Below are 16,218 nucleotides of genomic sequence, written 5' to 3' on the forward strand. Positions count from 1 at the left end.
GGTGGGTGATGACGGGATCGAACCGCCGACCCGCTGCTTGTAAGGCAGCTGCTCTCCCAGCTGAGCTAATCACCCTTTGCTTCGTTGAGGCCGCGAAATTTACGCAGGTATCGAACCTAAGTCAATACCCTGCTTGAAGTTTTTTTAAAAAGTACCATTTTGAATCAATTGCCTGACATCGCTTTACCGAATCACATTTGCGAGTGCGTACCTATCCGCGAACAGATCGGCACATTCTGGTCATGCCGGTTTGATACAGCGCTTTCGCTGAAAACCTCAATCCTGATAAACCATCTTCCTGGTCATGCCGCCATCAACCACAAACTCCTGACCGGTGACGAACCCTGCATTTTTCGACAGCAGCCAGACCACCATCGCAGCCACGTCTTCAACCGTCCCCACCCTGCCCACCGGGTGCTGGGCATGGTCACTATCGGACAAAGGCTCTGCACGCCGCACTGACGGATCACGAGTATCGATCCAGCCGGGGCTGACAGCGTTTACACGAATTTCCGGCCCCAAACTGATGGCCAGAGCATGGGTCAACGCCAACAGGCCGCCCTTGCTCGCTGCGTAGGCCTCAGTGTCCGGTTCCGATTGTGTGGCACGGGTGGAGGTCAGATTGACGATGGCGCCACCGTGAGCGCGCAGGTAAGGCGCGCAATGCTTGGCCAGCAGCATCGGCCCACTGAGATTGACAGCCAGTACCCGGTTCCAGTCATGAAGACTCAAGCTTTCCAGTGTTGCGTTGTGTGGATCGGCAACGGCCGCATTGCACACCAGCGCATCAAGGCGACCGAACTGCCCCAGCACTTCAGCCACACACAGCGCCACTTGCTCTTCACTGGACACGTCCATGGCAATGAACCAGGCGTTTTCGCCAAGCACCTTGGTCACTTTCGAACCACGAACACGATCCCGGTCCGTCAACACCACCTGCCAGCCTTCGCTGATCAGCCAGGCGGCAATGCCCAGACCAATACCGCGAGCAGCCCCTGTGACCAACGCGACCCGGCCATTGCTGGCTGGGGCCGCTTCCACCGCCCACTCACTCACAAAGCCGCCAGCCCGCGCGCCAGATCCGTCTGCAAGTCGGCAACGTCTTCGAGACCCACCGCAACCCTGATCAAGCTGTCACGAATCCCCGCAGCTTCCCGCTCTTGCGGCGCCAGACGCCCGTGAGAAGTGGTGCTCGGGTGGGTGATCGTGGTTTTGCTGTCGCCCAGGTTGGCGGTGATCGAAATCAACCGCGTAGCATCGATAAAGCGCCAGGCGCCTTCTTTGCCGCCTTTGACTTCAAAACTCACCACCGCACCAAAGCCTTTTTGCTGACGTTGCGCCAAGGCATGCTGTGGATGGCTCTTGAGGCCTGCGTAATGAACCTTTTCGATGCCGTCCTGCTGTTCCAGCCACTCGGCCAGAATCTGGGCGCTAGTACAATGAGCGCGCATACGCAGACTTAAGGTTTCCAGGCCCTTGAGAAAGATCCAGGCGTTGAACGGGCTGAGCGTCGGCCCGGCGGTCCGCAGGAACCCCACTACTTCTTTCATCTGCTCGCTACGACCAGCAACCACGCCGCCCATGCAACGGCCCTGGCCGTCGATAAACTTGGTCGCCGAATGCACGACCACGTCGGCGCCCAACAACAGAGGCTGTTGCAGCGCAGGCGTGCAGAAACAGTTGTCGACTACCAGCATCGCGCCTTTGGCATGCGCAATTTCGGACAGTGCAGCGATATCCACCAGCTCGGCCAGAGGATTTGATGGCGACTCGACGAACAGCAACCGGGTGTTGGCCTTGATCGCTGCATCCCAGCCAGACAGATCGGCCAGCGGAACGTAGTCGACTTCGACACCGAAGCGCTTGAAGTACTTCTCGAACAGGCTGATGGTCGAACCGAACACACTGCGCGACACCAGCACATGATCGCCAGCGCTGCACAAGCTCATCACTACAGCCAGAATCGCCGCCATGCCTGTGGCGGTGGCGACGGCCTGCTCAGCACCTTCGAGTGCGGCAATACGCTCCTCGAAAGAACGCACGGTCGGGTTGGTATAACGCGAATAGACGTTGCCCGGCACTTCACCGGCGAACCGCGCCGCCGCATCGGCGGCAGTGCGGAACACGTAGCTGGACGTGAAGAACATAGGATCGCCATGCTCACCTTCTGGCGTGCGGTGCTGACCGGCACGCACGGCAAGAGTGTCGAAACCCACGCCGTCGAGATCACTGTCCAACCGGCCTGCATCCCATTCGTGAGCCATGCCGCCTACCCCTTCTTAGTTGTTGTACAAATCGATAATGGCACTGACCGCCTGAGTCTTGACCTTGGAGGCGTCGTTGCGCGCCTGCTCGATCCTGTTCAGGTAGTACTCGTCGATATCGCCGGTCACGTACTTGCCGTCGAATACCGCGCAGTCAAAGTTTGCGATCTTGACCTTGCCGCCGCCCACTGCATCGATCAGGTCACTGAGGTCCTGATAAATCAACCAGTCGGCGCCGATCAGGTCCGCAACGTCCTGCGTCGTACGATTGTGGGCGATCAGCTCATGAGCACTCGGCATGTCGATGCCGTAGACATTCGGGTAACGCACGGCAGGCGCCGCAGAACAGAAGTACACGTTCTTGGCCCCGGCTTCACGGGCCATCTGAATGATCTGCTTGCAGGTAGTGCCCCGCACGATGGAGTCATCCACCAGCATCACGTTCTTGCCACGGAATTCCAGCTCGATGGCGTTGAGCTTCTGGCGTACGGACTTTTTCCGCGCAGCCTGCCCCGGCATGATGAACGTGCGACCGATGTAACGGTTCTTGACGAAACCTTCGCGGAACTTCACGCCCAGGCGATTGGCCAGTTCGAGCGCTGCGGTACGACTGGTGTCAGGAATCGGGATGACCACGTCGATATCGTGATCAGGGCGCTCGCGCACGATTTTGTCCGCCAGCCGCTCGCCCATGCGCAGACGCGCCTTGTACACCGAGACGCCGTCGATGATCGAGTCTGGACGCGCCAGATAAACGTGCTCGAAAATGCACGGTGCGTATTGCGGGTTGGTCGCACACTGGCGAGTGTGCAGTTTGCCGTCTTCGGTAATGTAGACCGCTTCGCCTGGCGCCAGATCACGGATCAGGGTGAAACCGAGCACATCCAGCGCAACGCTTTCGGAGGCGATCATGTACTCGACGCCTTCGTCGGTATGACGCTGACCGAAGACGATAGGACGTATGGCATGCGGGTCACGGAAACCGACGATGCCATAGCCAGTGATCATGGCGACCACGGCGTATCCGCCACGGCAACGGTGGTGCACATCGGTCACGGCCGCGAAGACGTCTTCTTCTGTCGGCTGCAACTTGCCGCGCTGGGCCAGCTCGTGAGCAAAAATGTTGAGCAACACTTCCGAATCGGAGTTGGTGTTGACGTGGCGCAGGTCAGATTCGTAAATCTCCTTGGCCAATTGCTCGACGTTGGTCAGGTTGCCGTTGTGCGCCAGAGTGATGCCATATGGCGAGTTGACGTAAAACGGCTGAGCTTCGGCCGAAGTCGAGCTGCCTGCGGTGGGATAGCGCACATGGCCGATACCCATGTGACCGACCAGGCGCTGCATATGGCGCTGGTGGAACACATCACGGACCAACCCATTATCCTTGCGCAGGAATAACCGGCCGCCATGGCTGGTTACGATACCGGCAGCGTCCTGGCCGCGGTGCTGGAGGACGGTTAGCGCGTCATACAGCGACTGATTGACGTTCGACTTACCGACGATACCGACGATGCCACACATGCGACGCAACCCCTACTTAGTGGAACTGGATTTACCGAACACTTCTTGCGACATTGTTGACGGCAGGAGGTGTTCCTTGAACGGGAGATCAGCGGGTACGCTGATACCGCTGGCTAGCCACTTGCTGGACAACCCGAGAATCAGGTTTTTCGACCAGTCAGCGACCAATAGAAATTGTGGCATCAGTTTAGACTGCTGCCACCATTGATCTTGCTGTACGGGGCCCAGGCTCAACAGCCCGACCGCGACAACCACTAGCAAGCCTCCGCGCGCAGCGCCGAAGACCATACCCAGAAAACGATCGGTCCCGGAAAGCCCGGTGACGCGAATCAGTTCGCTGATAAGAAAGTTGACCATGGCGCCTACCAGCAAGGTGGCGACAAACAGGATGGAGCAGCCGGCAATCACGCGAGCTGAAGGTGTCTCGATGTAACTGACAAGGTACTGCGAAAGCGAGCCGCCGAACATCCAGGCAACAACACCGGCAATGATCCAGGTGAGTAACGACAATGCTTCCTTGACGAAGCCGCGTTTCAAACTGATCAAAGCGGAGATGGCAATGATCGCAATGATCGCCCAATCAACCGGGGTAAATGGCACGTTGAAGCCTACGGACGGATAAGGCGGCGTATTTTAGCAGAGCACCAGCCCGCCCGTAAGCAGCTATTACCGATTAGATGGCAGACTCAATTTCGCTCAGGCTGAAAGCGCACCACCAAACCGTTGAGTTTCTGCTGTTTGCTCAACTGATCACGCAAACGATCAGCCTCGGCACGCTCAATCAGCGGCCCGACAAACACTCGATTCAAGCCGTCCGAGGACCGAATATAAGCGTTATAACCCTGAGCACGCAGGCTTTTCTGCAACGTGTCGGCACTGGCGCGATTGGACAGACTGGCCAGTTGCACCGACCAACTGACCGACAGGCCATTGGCATCCACACGACTGGGGTCCGCAGCAGGTTTGGCGGGCGCCTGAGCCGCTGCCGGCTTGACTGCCGGGACTGGCTGCGTGGTCGCGACCGACGGGGTCACAGTGGTTATTGGCACAGGCACTGAAGAGGCCTTGGGCTGAGCAAGGTCTTCGTCCGTCGGCACAGGCTCCTGCGGCAACGACTGAGGCTCTGGAACCGCTACGGGGTCGACCTGCACTTGAGGCGTTGCCGGTGTTTGCGGCGTGGCGGGCACATCGACCGACACGCGACGCGTTTCATCCTGGCGCGAGAACAACATCGGCAAAAAAATCACCGCCAATGCAACCAATACCAGTGCACCGACCATCCGCTGCTTGAACACGTTATCCAGCAAAGCCATTTGCAATGTCCTCCTTGGCGCGCCGGGCCAGCCATTCCAAGGCCTCGGCGACGCAATAAAATGATCCGAACAACAGAATTTCATCTTCGGCTGTCGCTTGATCGCACTGCCCTTCCAGCGCGAGTGCGACACTCTGATAAGACGTCACGCTTGCGCCAAGGTTCTGTAGCGCGGTCTGCAACTCGCCAGCCGAACAGCTACGGGGCGTCGGTAAAGGTGCAACAGCCCACTCCTGAACGCTGCCAGCCAGTTCGGCCAGTACGCCCTTGAGATCCTTGTCCGCCAGCAATCCGAAAACTGCCAGGCGTTTGCCAGCCAGCGGCCGACTTGCCAGCCGCTGCGCCAGATAGTGTGCCGCATGAGGATTATGGCCGACATCCAGCAAAAGCTTCAGTGGCTTGCCATGCCAGTTGATCTGGCGCCGATCCAGACGACCGGTCAACCGCGTGCCGCACAAGGCTGGACTAATGTGTTCCGGCACCCAAGGAAGATCCAGCAGCATATAAGCCTGCAACGCCAATGCGGCATTTTCCATCGGCAGGTCAAGCAGCGGCAAGTGGTGCAATTCAACCAATTGGCCGCGCGCATCATGTCCCTGCCAATGCCAGTCACTGTCGGTCACCGCCAGATCGAAATCACGACCGCGCAACAGGAACGGGCAACCGAGCGCCTTGACGCGTTCGAGCAATGGCGCGGGAGGGTTGAGGTCGCCGCACAGGGCTGGACGCCCCTGACGCAAGATCCCGGCCTTTTCGAAGGCGACCGACTCTCGGGTATCACCCAACCAGTCAGCGTGATCAACGCCAATACTGGTGATCACGGCCAAATCGGCATCGATCAGGTTCACCGCATCCAGACGTCCACCGAGGCCTATTTCAAGGACCACCGCATCCAGCGCCGCACGCTCGAACAGCCAAAACGCCGCGAGCGTACCCATTTCGAAGTAGGTCAGGGAGATGTTACCGCGAGCGGCTTCAACCGCCGCGAAGGCCTCGCACAGCTGATTATCGGTGGCTTCAACACCCTGGACCTGCACCCGCTCGTTGTAACGCAACAAGTGCGGCGAGCTGTAAACGCCCACCTTGAGCCCCTGCGCTTGCATCAATGAAGCAATGAACGCGCAGGTCGAACCCTTACCGTTGGTCCCTGTGACCGTGATCACCCTGGGGGCCGGCCGGGTCAATCCCAGCTTGCCCGCCACTTGTTGCGAACGCTCCAGCCCCATATCGATGGCCGATGGATGCAGTTGCTCAAGGTAAGCGAGCCAGTCGCCCAAGGTACGCAGGGTCATACAGTGGCCGGTGCCGGCGGAACGATGATCGGTTCCAAAGGTGCGGCGATGAATTTAGGTGTCGGCAAGTTCATCATTTGGGCCAGCAGATTACCCAGACGCGGACGCAGTTCTTGACGCGGAACGATCAAATCGATGGCGCCATGTTCCAGCAGGAACTCACTGCGCTGGAAACCTTCTGGCAGTTTTTCACGCACAGTCTGTTCGATCACACGAGGACCGGCGAAGCCGATCAGCGCTTTCGGCTCGGCAACGATCACGTCGCCCAGCATCGCCAGACTGGCGGAAACACCACCGTAGACCGGGTCGGTCAGGACCGAGATGAACGGCAAGCCTTCCTCGCGCAGACGCGCCAACACCGCCGACGTCTTGGCCATTTGCATCAGGGAAATCAGCGCTTCCTGCATCCGCGCACCGCCGGAAGCAGCGAAGCAGACCATTGGGCAGCGATTTGCCAGTGCGTAGTTGGCCGCGCGGACAAACCGCTCGCCGACAATGGCACCCATCGAGCCGCCCATGAATGAGAATTCAAACGCGCAGGCCACGACGGGCATCCCGAGCAGCGTGCCGCTCATAGAGATCAGCGCATCTTTCTCACCAGTCTGCTTCTGCGCAGCGACCAGGCGGTCCTTGTACTTCTTGCTGTCGCGAAATTTCAGGCGATCCACTGGCTCAAGATCGGCGCCCAGCTCTGCACGCCCTTCCACATCGAGAAAGATGTTCAGACGAGCACGCGCACCAATGCGCATGTGGTGATTGCACTTGGGGCAGACGTCCAGGGTCTTTTCGAGTTCCGGACGATAAAGCACCGCTTCACAAGACGGGCACTTATGCCAAAGCCCTTCTGGTACCGAGCTTTTTTTCACCTCGGAACGCATGATCGAAGGGATCAGTTTGTCTACCAACCAGTTGCTCATGCTTTCTTTCTCCAGTACCGGTGACTCGATCGCGCTAGCGATTCACAGTCCCGCGTATGCCCTTGAGCTAATTCATGTGTACAGCGGCGACAAGCACTTCAGGGATCGGCATACCGCCGGACCTGCATGAACCGAACCTCGTCACTCGCCATTGTGACGACGCGCATCAGCGTCGTCGCTTATTCAATGTCGACCCGCGCGCTTATTGCTACGCCAGGCTTATGGACGGTGGCTAAACACTAACCGTCACATCAGGCAAACAACCTGTCAACGGGCGGATCAAGAACCCCGCACCGCGTGCATGAACGCACGGATCTTGTCGTGATCCTTGATGCCCTTGCTCATTTCAACTCCGCCGCTCACATCCACCGCATAAGGTCGGACCTGAGCGATGGCTTGCGCGACGTTGTCTGGCGTCAAACCGCCTGCCAGAATAATCGGTTTGCTCAGCGTGTGCGGGATCAACGACCAGTCAAACGCTTCGCCTGTGCCGCCCGGCACGCCGGCGACATAAGTATCGAGCAGAATACCGCTGGCCCTGGAATAGGCTCGGCAACTGGCGGCAATGTCGTCACCCGCCTGCACGCGCAACGCCTTGATGTAAGGTCGATGATAGCCATCACAGTCTTCGGGCGCTTCGTCGCCATGAAACTGCAAGAGATCCAGAGGTACGACTTCCAGTATCTCGGTGAGCTCGCAACGGCTGATATTGACGAACAAGCCGACGGTGGTAATAAACGGTGGCAAGGCAGCAATAATTGCACGCGCCTGCTCGACGCTGACGGCCCGAGGGCTTTTGGCGTAGAACACAAAGCCGATGGCATCGGCCCCGGCATCAACCGCGGCCAACGCGTCTTCTATACGGGTAATCCCGCAGATCTTGCTGCGAACGCCTGACATGCAGTGAAAACCTCAAGCCTTGTTCGGGAAAGTCCCGGATGTTAGCAAATGCTTTTCCGGGCGTCAGCCGCCAAGTTCAGAGAAACCGGTCAAGAAGTGCGGACCAACGTAACGTTCCGGCAGGGCAAACTCATCGTGGTATTCCACTTTCACCAGGTAAAGCCCGAACGGGTGCGCGGTCACGCCACCGGTCCGACGGACCCGGCTCTCCAGTACGTCCCCGGCCCATTCGATTGGCCGCTCACCGGTGCCAATGGTCATCAATACGCCGGCGATATTACGCACCATGTGGTGCAAAAAGGCGTTGGCGCGAACGTCGATGACGATCATTTGACCGTGACGCGTCACCCGCAGGTGATGCAGCTGCTTGATCGGTGACTTCGCCTGACATTGCCCGGCACGAAACGCACTGAAATCATGGGTGCCGACCAGGTACTGAGCAGCCAGCGCCATGCGCTCTGCATCCAGCGGGCGGTGGTTCCAGGTGATTTCCTGGCCCAGGTGCGCCGGCCGAATCGGATCGTTGTAGATGACGTAGCGGTAACGACGGGCAATCGCCTTGAACCGCGCATGAAAATGCGCCGGCATGACTTGGGCCCAGGTCACGCTGACATCGTGAGGCAAATTGATATTGGCGCCCATGACCCAGGCTTTCAGCGACCTTTCGGCCTGAGTATCGAAGTGCACCACTTGCCCACAGGCGTGAACACCCGCATCGGTACGCCCGGCGCACAACAATGAGACGGGGGACGCAGCAACTTTGGACAATGCGTTCTCAAGGGTTTCCTGAACGGTCAGTACGCCGGAAGCCTGGCGCTGCCATCCGCAATAACGCGAACCTTTATACTCGACGCCTAATGCGATTCTGGAAAAGCCGGCGGCAGCCATCTCGGCTGCCGCAGTGGTCATATTTTTCAATTTGTTACGCCAATATCGTTTTCGCAGTGGCGGCCATTATACGCACCTGAAAGCTGAGTACCACGCAGGCCAGCCTTCCTTTATAAAGCGCTCCGTGGCCATCGAAGAAACAGCGGTTTGCCAGCCAGCAACCCAACAACCTCTTCACGCGCTATCTGGTCGCTCTTTTTTCGCCACCCTATTTTTTGCAACAAAGTAACATTAAGGTACTCAAGCGCCGCGATTCATCTGTTCCAGCCAATGCTTGAGGTCAGCCACTTCAGCGTCATTGATCGAATGCCCCAAGCCGGGATAGGCATGAAACTGCACCGTGACCGAACCACTCTTCAAGAGTCGATCCGCCTCAATAGCCAAAGCGAAGGGCAATGTCCCATCGGAAGTGCCATGACCGATGAACGTGGCCGGCATTCCCAGAGGCTTGCCCGGTTCCACTTCAGCGCGCAGAGAGGGCAGCATCGTTCCGCTCAGCGCCGCAATTCCGCCGATAGCCTGCGGATGGTGCAGCGCAACGTAGTAACTCACCATCGCGCCTTGGCTAAAACCTACCAGATACACCTTCTTCGCCGAAGTCCGGTATTTCTGAATCGCAGCAACGACAAACTCGGCGATCAGCCGCTCACTGTTTTTCACCTGCGCGGTGTTGCCGTCATATTCACCGGTGCGATTAGTCTTGTCGAACCATTGGAAGACGCCATCGGTCAGTGTCATCGGCGCGCGAACAGACAGGTAAGTGTAGCGGGCAGGTAAAGATTCTTTCAGCCCGAACAAGTCATTCTCGCTACCACCATGACCGTGGAGGAAAATGACCAGAGGTTGATTGTTCGAACCTGGCTGGGTCTGTTCCAGATAACTAAGCGGCAAGTCGCGTTGCACAGCCTCCTCGGCATAAACCGGAGACGAGCACAGCAGAACCATCAATGCGAGCCACTTACTCATTATTAACGACCTGGGAGGATGAAAGAGGCTAAAAAGATTAGCACGTCGGGTACACGGTATTGCACTCAATGGCGAAGACCACACGTTGTAGGCGATCATGTTCAAGCCCGGTAAAATCGCCAACCGCCTTCAAATGTCGTACTTTCTGAGCGACACACATGGCCACTTGAACCCTGATGGAGTCGCTCATGCAGTTTCTCGAGAACGCACCACGCTTTCTGTTTTTTACCGGCAAGGGGGGTGTAGGTAAAACGTCGATTGCCTGCGCCGCAGCCCTGGAACTGACGGCACGAGGGAAACGCGTACTTCTGGTGAGTACCGATCCTGCATCCAACGTTGGCCAGGTATTTGGCATCAGCATTGGCAACCGCATAACCCCTGTACCCGCAGTTGCTCATTTATCTGCGCTCGAAATCGACCCGCAGGCGGCAGCCCAAGCCTACAGAGATCGCATTACCGGGCCTGCACGCGGTGTACTGGACGCCAATGTCGTGAAGGGCATGGAAGAACAGTTGTCTGGGGCATGCACAACAGAAATCGCCGCCTTCGATGAATTCACCGCGCTATTGGTGAGTGCCACGTTACTCCATGACTATGATCACATCATCTTTGATACAGCACCTACCGGGCACACCATTCGCCTACTCCAACTGCCTGGCGCCTGGAGTGGATTCCTTGAAGCAGGTCAAGGCGACGCCTCTTGTCTAGGGCCATTGGCGGGGCTCGACAAACAGCGTGATCAGTATCACAAGGCGGTTGAAGCCTTGTCCGATCCGGCACTGACTCGACTCATCCTGGTCGCTCGTGCCCAGAACGCCACGCTACGCGAAGCTGCACACACCCACGAGGAACTTGCGAGCATCGGCCTGCGCCAGCAATACCTGGTGGTCAACGGGATTTTGCCCAGGACTGAAGCTGATAAAGATCCCTTGGCTGCCGCAGTATATGCACGGGAACAAGAAGCCCTTGCGCAGATGCCGGACATGCTCAAGGCGTTACCCATTGATCAACTCCCCCTGAAAGCTTTCAATCTGGTTGGGATTGATGCACTGAAACAGTTGTTACGTGAGGATGACGGCGCGGCTGAAACGCTTGATCCTCCAACTACCTGGATTCACGCGCCCAGCTTGAGCGACCTGGTGGATGACATCGCGGCTGATGGCCATGGACTGGTGATGGTCATGGGTAAAGGCGGCGTCGGTAAAACAACACTGGCGGCGGCGGTGGCCGTCGAGTTGGCACACAGAGGATTGCCCGTTCACCTCACCACGTCCGACCCGGCGGCTCACCTAGCAGAAACCCTGGACGGTTCAATGGCAAACCTCACCCTCAGTCGCATTGATCCTCACGTTGAAACCCAGCGGTATCGCGATCAAGTGATGGCCTCTAAAGGCGCGCATCTGGATGAGCAGGGAAAAGCGCTTTTGGCGGAAGACCTTCGCTCTCCCTGCACCGAAGAGATCGCGGTCTTCCAGAGCTTCTCGCGCATTATTCGGGAGGCTGGCAAGAAGTTCGTGATCATGGATACTGCCCCGACCGGGCACACCCTTTTGCTGCTTGATGCCACCGGTGCCTATCATCGCGATATCGCCCGGCAGATGGCAGGTAGCAACACCCACTTCACGACGCCGATGATGCAGCTTCAAGACCCCAAGAAAACCAAGGTCTTACTTGTCACGCTGGCTGAAACAACCCCGGTGCTAGAGGCTGCCAATCTGCAAGCCGACCTGCGACGGGCGGGTATTGAGCCTTGGGCCTGGGTGATCAACAACAGCATCGCGGCAGCCAGGACCCAATCCCCACTGCTTCGTAAGCGGGCGACAAATGAGCTCAAGGAAATTGATCACGTAATCCACGAGCATGCTCACCGCTATGCCGTAATCCCGCTGATGGCTGAGGAGCCTGTCGGGGTAGAACGTTTGCTTGGATTGAGTGCAGCACTGTAGTTTTTCTGCTGTTTCTCCCCTTTACCCTGCAGTGCCATGCGCAGGACACGCCGCGATCTCCAAACCCCTTCCACGCCCAAACAAAACCCGGTTTGGCGGACGAAAGGCAACGAGACCGCGGCGTGGTTATCTGCGCCTGGGAACTGGCACAAACCTGATACCCGACTAAGCTTGCGCTTGCCGATCGCCAGCAGTAAACATCCACACTACACAGGCGTTTTTACGATGAGGGACAGAAGCTATTGGGTTGATTACGCAAAAGCGATAGGTATCATTTTAGTTGTATATGGTCACGTCGCCAGAGGCGTTTACAGTGCCGGACTGCCTATCGATGCCTATACATTTCGAATGGTAGACAGCATTATTTACAGCTTCCACATGCCGCTGTTTTTCTTCCTGTCAGGCCTGTTCTTTTACGAGTCGCTCACAAAGCGTGGCCCGGGCGGGCTGATCGTCAACAAGATCGACACCATCGCCTATCCATTCATCATCTGGTCTTTGTTGCAAGGCAGCATTGAGCTTGCACTGTCAAATTACACCACCCACAGCACCTCTTATCTCGATGTGCTTTCTTTTGCCTGGAACCCAAGGGCGCAGTTTTGGTTCTTGTATGCTCTTTTCTGGATCTTTGTTTTAAGTGCGCTTATTTATTCGCTGGTCAGCAAGGCTTATTCGGCACTGTTGCTCTTGTTTTTCGCTGTCCTGTTTGTGGTCAGCAAAGAACTGCACGCAGGGGTCATCGTATATTACATAGCCGGAAATACCGTTTTCTTTGTTTTCGGTATCGTGTTCAACGATATAAAGGATTTTTTCGAGCGGCGCTGCAAAGCATTGGCGATGGGCCTTGGTATTGCTTTTCTGGCGGGGCAATACATTTTTCACTTCGTACTGGGACTGACCTACGACGTCGTCGGCGTTACGGCATTAATGCTCGCGGCGGTCTCGATTCTGTTTATTGTGTCGTTGTCCATGTGCCTGGATAAAGTTCGCCTGGAATGGTTTATGTTTTTAGGGACGTCCTCCATGGCGATCTATCTGATGCATGTTCTGGCCGGCAGCGGTGCACGGATAATCCTGGTGAAGGTCGCCGGAGTACAGGCTGCATCCGTTCATTTGGCGGTGGGAACCCTGGTTGGCATAACCGTGCCACTGCTCGCCCTCACGCTCATTGAACGCTACAAATTAAACTTCTTCTTCGTACCCCCTCCGCCCATTTCTGCAACCTGCCTGATCGGAAGACTGAGTAAAAAGGCCAGCTCAACTTAAACCCTGAGTCACCAGGGGACTCCTCAGGGAGGATGCCCCACACCGTCCAGGACGAACCTGCCAAACGCCATAAACGCAAACGACCGCCAAGGCGGTCGTCATACGGTAAAACCAGGAGCATCGACTCAGAGCAAGCGCGCCAGCATCTCCTGTGCTTCAGTTTTCTGGGTTTGATCACCTTCGCCGACCACTTCGTCGAGAATATCGCGGGCGCCATCGTTGTCGCCCATCTCGATGTAAGCCCTGGCCAGATCAAGCTTGGTCGCAGCCTCATCCGTACCCGCCAGGAAGTCGAACTCAGGCTCGCCGTCCGCGAGAGCTGCGTCTTCTGCGGTAACGCCTGAGGCTTCGAACGGCTTGGCGATCGGTGGCTGTTCAAGGCTCTGGGACAAACCCTCCAGCTCGGCATTGACGTCGTTGAGTTCCGAATCGAAAGCATCGGGCGCTGCTTCAGCGTCGATTTCATCGGCCAACGACAGGTCGAAATCAGCCGGCAATTCCAGATCGTCCGCAGACGCATTATCGTCGATGGGCTGATCCAGAGTCGGAGCGTCATCAAAAGCGGGAAGATCTCGCAGGTCATCTTTGAGGCTCAGCAGGAAGTCATCCTCGGCACTCAACGAAGGCTGCTCCTCCGGGAGATCCAGGTCGAAATCTGCCAAATTATCGGACTGGGCTTTCTTGGCTTCCGTCTGCTGTTGCAACACCGCCTCAAAATTCAGATCGTCATCGAGCAACGCGTCGTTCACCAAAGGCGCATCAAGGTTCAGCTCGTCGCCCAAAACAGGCACATCATCAAGCGTCGACTCGGCCGGTTTTTTGATGATCGCAGGCGAGGCCTCTTCCAGATCATCCAGACTCAGGTCGAAATCCTGGTCGAACTCATCGAGATCATCGGACTCCGCGACAGGCGCCGACGCTGGAACCGGAGCAGGAGCAGGAGCAGGTGCTGGTGTTGGTGCTGGTGCCGGAGTTGCTGCAGGAGCAGGCGCTTCAGGCTCGTCAAGCATCAGGTCCTTGACGTAGTTGGCGTCAAGCTCGGCTGCCAGGGCCGCAGCGCTCAAACCTGCAGCTGCCACCAGCATCGTCGGATAGCGGCTTTTCAGTTGTTCGACTTCAGCGTGATTTTTGCCGGTGGCCACCAACTTGCGTTCCTGGCCAGTAAAGCCAGTGCGATTACCTTGCTCTGCATAGACTTCCATCAGTTTCAGGCGCAGGTCGCTGCGTTGCGGTTCTTCCTTGATGGCCTCTTCCAGAAGCTCGGCAGCCTGATTGAGACGACCGTTGGCAAGATGAACCTCTGCCTGATCAAGAACGTCAGCCGATCGTTCACGCACCGGCTCAACAGCAGGCAGTGGCACTGGCGCCAGCATGACGCTTGGCGGCGGAACATCGACACCGTCGAAACTGTCTTCAGGCAAATCCATGTCAGCCGCAAACTGGTTTTCTTCGGCCAGCGCCCGTGCCATACGTTTATGTTTGTCAGACGCTTGCCGAGCATTGCGACGTCGCGCCAGGAGCAGCAGCAAGAGCAGCGCAACCAAAAGCGCGCCGCCGCCCACCAACCCCAACATCAGCGGGCTGGCAAGCAATTGATTCAATGCATTATCTGCACTTTCTTCTTCTGCTGCTGGCGTGGCAGGCGCAGGGGCAATCGGCGCGGCATCCGACGCTGCGCTGGCTTGCGCAGCACCCGGTGGCAGAGCATCTTCGGGCGCAATCTCGCCTGGGACCTTCGCAGCCATATCAGCCGCGACCAGTTCAGCAGGTAGCGGTGGCACGGTATTAGCGGCGCCAGGTGCGGTCGCCCCCTCAGCCTGCATCTTCGCCAACTGATCGTTTTTCAACTGGATCAAGCGCTGCAACTTGTCCAACTGGCTCTGCAAATCAGTCATGCGGCTTTTCAGTTCCGCATTATCACGACGCGTCGTGTCGAGGTTTTCCTTGGCTACCGCCAGCTTGTTACTAAGCGCCTTGCTATCACCCGAGGCACCTTTGCCGCCCGCCTTGGAGCTGCCCGAGACCAGGCTCAAGTTATCCTGCGCGTCGACCTTGGAAGGTGCGGCGTCGGCACGAGCGCGACGGGTCGCATCAACCTGACGCGCGGCTGCGGGCAAACTGCGACGCTGACGCCAAGCCGCATTTTGCTCCGCCACCTGAGCGACGGCCTGTGGCTGAGGGAGCGTGGTGATTTGCTGCTGATCGGGAAGACGCAACACTTGACCGGTTTTCAGCCGATTGATGTTACCGCCAATAAACGCATCCGGGTTCAGCGCCTGAATGGCCAGCATGGTCTGCTGAACCGACCCGCCACTGCGCACGCGGGCGGCGATTTCCCACAACGTATCGCGTTTACTGGTGGTGTATCGAGCAGGTTTAGCCTCCGCGACCGTGGTCGGCGCGGGCGCCTCTACCGGTGCAGGCGGCGTTGCGGCCGGTGCTTGAGGCTCGGCGGGTACAGTGGCCGGAAGTTGCGCAGCAGCGGCCGCTTCCGGCGTGGCCTTCGGCGGATCGAGTAACAGGCTGTATTCGCGCAGCAACCGGCCGTTAGGCCAGAGCACTTGCACGAGGAATTTCATGTAGGGGTCACGAACCGGCTTGCTCGACGTAATCCGCAGAACGCTTTTACCGCTGGCATTCAGCACCGGGGTAAACGTCAGATCATCGAGAAATGCCTGCCGAGCAACGCCCGCCCGGGCGAAATCAGCGGATGGCGCCAAGCTCGGCACTACCTGCCCGGCATTCAGGTCTCGCGCATCAAGCAACTCGATCTCGGCAACCAGAGGCTGGTTCAGGGTCGACTTCAATGTCAGGTCCCCGAGCACCAACGCATGCGCCATACCGGACGACAACGCCGAAGCGGCAGCGATTGCTAAAACCAGTTTGCGAACCTGAACCATAGCCCATCCCTTGTTTGAATATTCCTCGGCAACCGAGAAGATAAAG

At 57.6% G+C, this 16,218-nt stretch carries 14 protein-coding genes and 1 tRNA gene; 2 read left to right on the forward strand and 13 right to left on the reverse strand.

Annotation, left to right across the window (positions count from 1 at the left end):
- Nucleotides 1–2 precede the first annotated feature (2 nt).
- From QN399_RS22840 to QN399_RS22895, 12 genes are all read right to left on the reverse strand, one after another.
- A tRNA-Val gene (locus tag QN399_RS22840) sits at nt 3–75 on the reverse strand.
- Between the two features lie 201 nt (nt 76–276).
- Entirely contained in the window at nt 277–1,056 is a 780-nt protein-coding gene (locus QN399_RS22845) for an SDR family oxidoreductase (protein ID WP_330201709.1), read from the reverse strand.
- Nucleotides 1,053–2,264, reverse strand: coding sequence for an O-succinylhomoserine sulfhydrylase (locus tag QN399_RS22850; protein ID WP_330201710.1), 1,212 nt, complete (start codon nt 2,262–2,264; stop codon nt 1,053–1,055). Before QN399_RS22850 ends, QN399_RS22845 begins: the two co-directional genes overlap by 4 nt.
- A 15-nt stretch (nt 2,265–2,279) precedes the next feature.
- The gene (gene purF / locus QN399_RS22855) at nt 2,280–3,785 is read right to left on the reverse strand and encodes an amidophosphoribosyltransferase (protein WP_330201711.1); all 1,506 of its coding nucleotides are present in this window, start codon (nt 3,783–3,785) and stop codon (nt 2,280–2,282) included.
- Nucleotides 3,786–3,797: 12 nt separating this feature from the next.
- Nucleotides 3,798–4,385, reverse strand: a complete 588-nt coding sequence (locus QN399_RS22860) for a CvpA family protein (RefSeq protein WP_330201712.1) — start codon at nt 4,383–4,385, stop codon at nt 3,798–3,800.
- Between the two features lie 86 nt (nt 4,386–4,471).
- Entirely contained in the window at nt 4,472–5,098 is a 627-nt protein-coding gene (locus QN399_RS22865) for an SPOR domain-containing protein (protein ID WP_323565962.1), read from the reverse strand.
- A complete protein-coding gene (gene folC, locus QN399_RS22870) occupies nt 5,082–6,389 on the reverse strand; it encodes a bifunctional tetrahydrofolate synthase/dihydrofolate synthase (RefSeq protein WP_330201713.1) in 1,308 nt (435 codons plus the stop codon). The genes QN399_RS22865 and folC overlap by 17 nt, the downstream gene beginning before the upstream one ends.
- On the reverse strand, nt 6,386–7,306 hold the full coding sequence (gene accD, locus QN399_RS22875) for an acetyl-CoA carboxylase, carboxyltransferase subunit beta (RefSeq protein WP_330201714.1): 921 nt from the start codon (nt 7,304–7,306) through the stop codon (nt 6,386–6,388). The genes folC and accD overlap by 4 nt, the downstream gene beginning before the upstream one ends.
- Nucleotides 7,307–7,585: 279 nt before the next feature.
- Nucleotides 7,586–8,206 carry a phosphoribosylanthranilate isomerase gene (locus tag QN399_RS22880; RefSeq protein ID WP_330201715.1) on the reverse strand — a complete coding sequence of 207 codons (621 nt, stop codon included), beginning with the start codon at nt 8,204–8,206 and terminating at the stop codon, nt 7,586–7,588.
- Between the two features lie 63 nt (nt 8,207–8,269).
- A complete protein-coding gene (truA, locus tag QN399_RS22885; RefSeq protein WP_330201748.1) occupies nt 8,270–9,094 on the reverse strand; it encodes a tRNA pseudouridine(38-40) synthase TruA in 825 nt (274 codons plus the stop codon).
- A gap of 240 nt (nt 9,095–9,334) precedes the next feature.
- Nucleotides 9,335–10,060 carry an alpha/beta fold hydrolase gene (locus QN399_RS22890; RefSeq protein WP_330201716.1) on the reverse strand — a complete coding sequence of 242 codons (726 nt, stop codon included), beginning with the start codon at nt 10,058–10,060 and terminating at the stop codon, nt 9,335–9,337.
- A 37-nt stretch (nt 10,061–10,097) separates the two neighbouring features.
- Nucleotides 10,098–10,250 (reverse strand): hypothetical protein, encoded by a 153-nt coding sequence (locus QN399_RS22895; RefSeq protein ID WP_330201717.1) that lies wholly within the window; start codon nt 10,248–10,250, stop codon nt 10,098–10,100.
- On the opposite strand from QN399_RS22895, the gene arsA reads away from it, so the two are divergent.
- Both arsA and QN399_RS22905 read left to right on the forward strand, forming a co-directional pair.
- Complete coding sequence (gene arsA / locus QN399_RS22900; protein WP_330201718.1) at nt 10,249–12,006, forward strand: arsenical pump-driving ATPase; 1,758 nt, start codon at nt 10,249–10,251, stop codon at nt 12,004–12,006. The two genes, QN399_RS22895 and arsA, sit on opposite strands and share 2 nt — an antisense overlap.
- A gap of 225 nt (nt 12,007–12,231) precedes the next feature.
- Nucleotides 12,232–13,272, forward strand: coding sequence for an acyltransferase (locus QN399_RS22905; RefSeq protein ID WP_330201749.1), 1,041 nt, complete (start codon nt 12,232–12,234; stop codon nt 13,270–13,272).
- 125 nt (nt 13,273–13,397) lie between these two features.
- Here QN399_RS22905 and QN399_RS22910 read toward each other — a convergent pair whose 3' ends face one another.
- A complete protein-coding gene (locus tag QN399_RS22910; RefSeq protein ID WP_330201719.1) occupies nt 13,398–16,172 on the reverse strand; it encodes a FimV/HubP family polar landmark protein in 2,775 nt (924 codons plus the stop codon).
- Between the last annotated feature and the right edge of the window lie 46 nt (nt 16,173–16,218).

The organism is Pseudomonas sp. 10C3, from assembly GCF_036346185.1.
Classification (GTDB): domain Bacteria; phylum Pseudomonadota; class Gammaproteobacteria; order Pseudomonadales; family Pseudomonadaceae; genus Aquipseudomonas.

What these genes read in the sequence shown, in the direction of transcription:
- folC (WP_330201713.1), bottom strand. Translation starts at nt 6,389, where the DNA reads ATGACCCTGCGTACCTTGGGCGACTGGCTCGCTTACCTTGAGCAACTG.
- QN399_RS22905 (WP_330201749.1), top strand. Translation starts at nt 12,232, where the DNA reads ATGAGGGACAGAAGCTATTGGGTTGATTACGCAAAAGCGATAGGTATC.
- truA (WP_330201748.1), bottom strand. Translation starts at nt 9,094, where the DNA reads ATGGCTGCCGCCGGCTTTTCCAGAATCGCATTAGGCGTCGAGTATAAA.
- purF (WP_330201711.1), bottom strand. Translation starts at nt 3,785, where the DNA reads ATGTGTGGCATCGTCGGTATCGTCGGTAAGTCGAACGTCAATCAGTCG.
- arsA (WP_330201718.1), top strand. Translation starts at nt 10,249, where the DNA reads ATGCAGTTTCTCGAGAACGCACCACGCTTTCTGTTTTTTACCGGCAAG.
- QN399_RS22910 (WP_330201719.1), bottom strand. Translation starts at nt 16,172, where the DNA reads ATGGTTCAGGTTCGCAAACTGGTTTTAGCAATCGCTGCCGCTTCGGCG.
- accD (WP_330201714.1), bottom strand. Translation starts at nt 7,306, where the DNA reads ATGAGCAACTGGTTGGTAGACAAACTGATCCCTTCGATCATGCGTTCC.
- QN399_RS22865 (WP_323565962.1), bottom strand. Translation starts at nt 5,098, where the DNA reads ATGGCTTTGCTGGATAACGTGTTCAAGCAGCGGATGGTCGGTGCACTG.
- QN399_RS22850 (WP_330201710.1), bottom strand. Translation starts at nt 2,264, where the DNA reads ATGGCTCACGAATGGGATGCAGGCCGGTTGGACAGTGATCTCGACGGC.
- QN399_RS22895 (WP_330201717.1), bottom strand. Translation starts at nt 10,250, where the DNA reads ATGAGCGACTCCATCAGGGTTCAAGTGGCCATGTGTGTCGCTCAGAAA.
- QN399_RS22890 (WP_330201716.1), bottom strand. Translation starts at nt 10,060, where the DNA reads ATGAGTAAGTGGCTCGCATTGATGGTTCTGCTGTGCTCGTCTCCGGTT.
- QN399_RS22880 (WP_330201715.1), bottom strand. Translation starts at nt 8,206, where the DNA reads ATGTCAGGCGTTCGCAGCAAGATCTGCGGGATTACCCGTATAGAAGAC.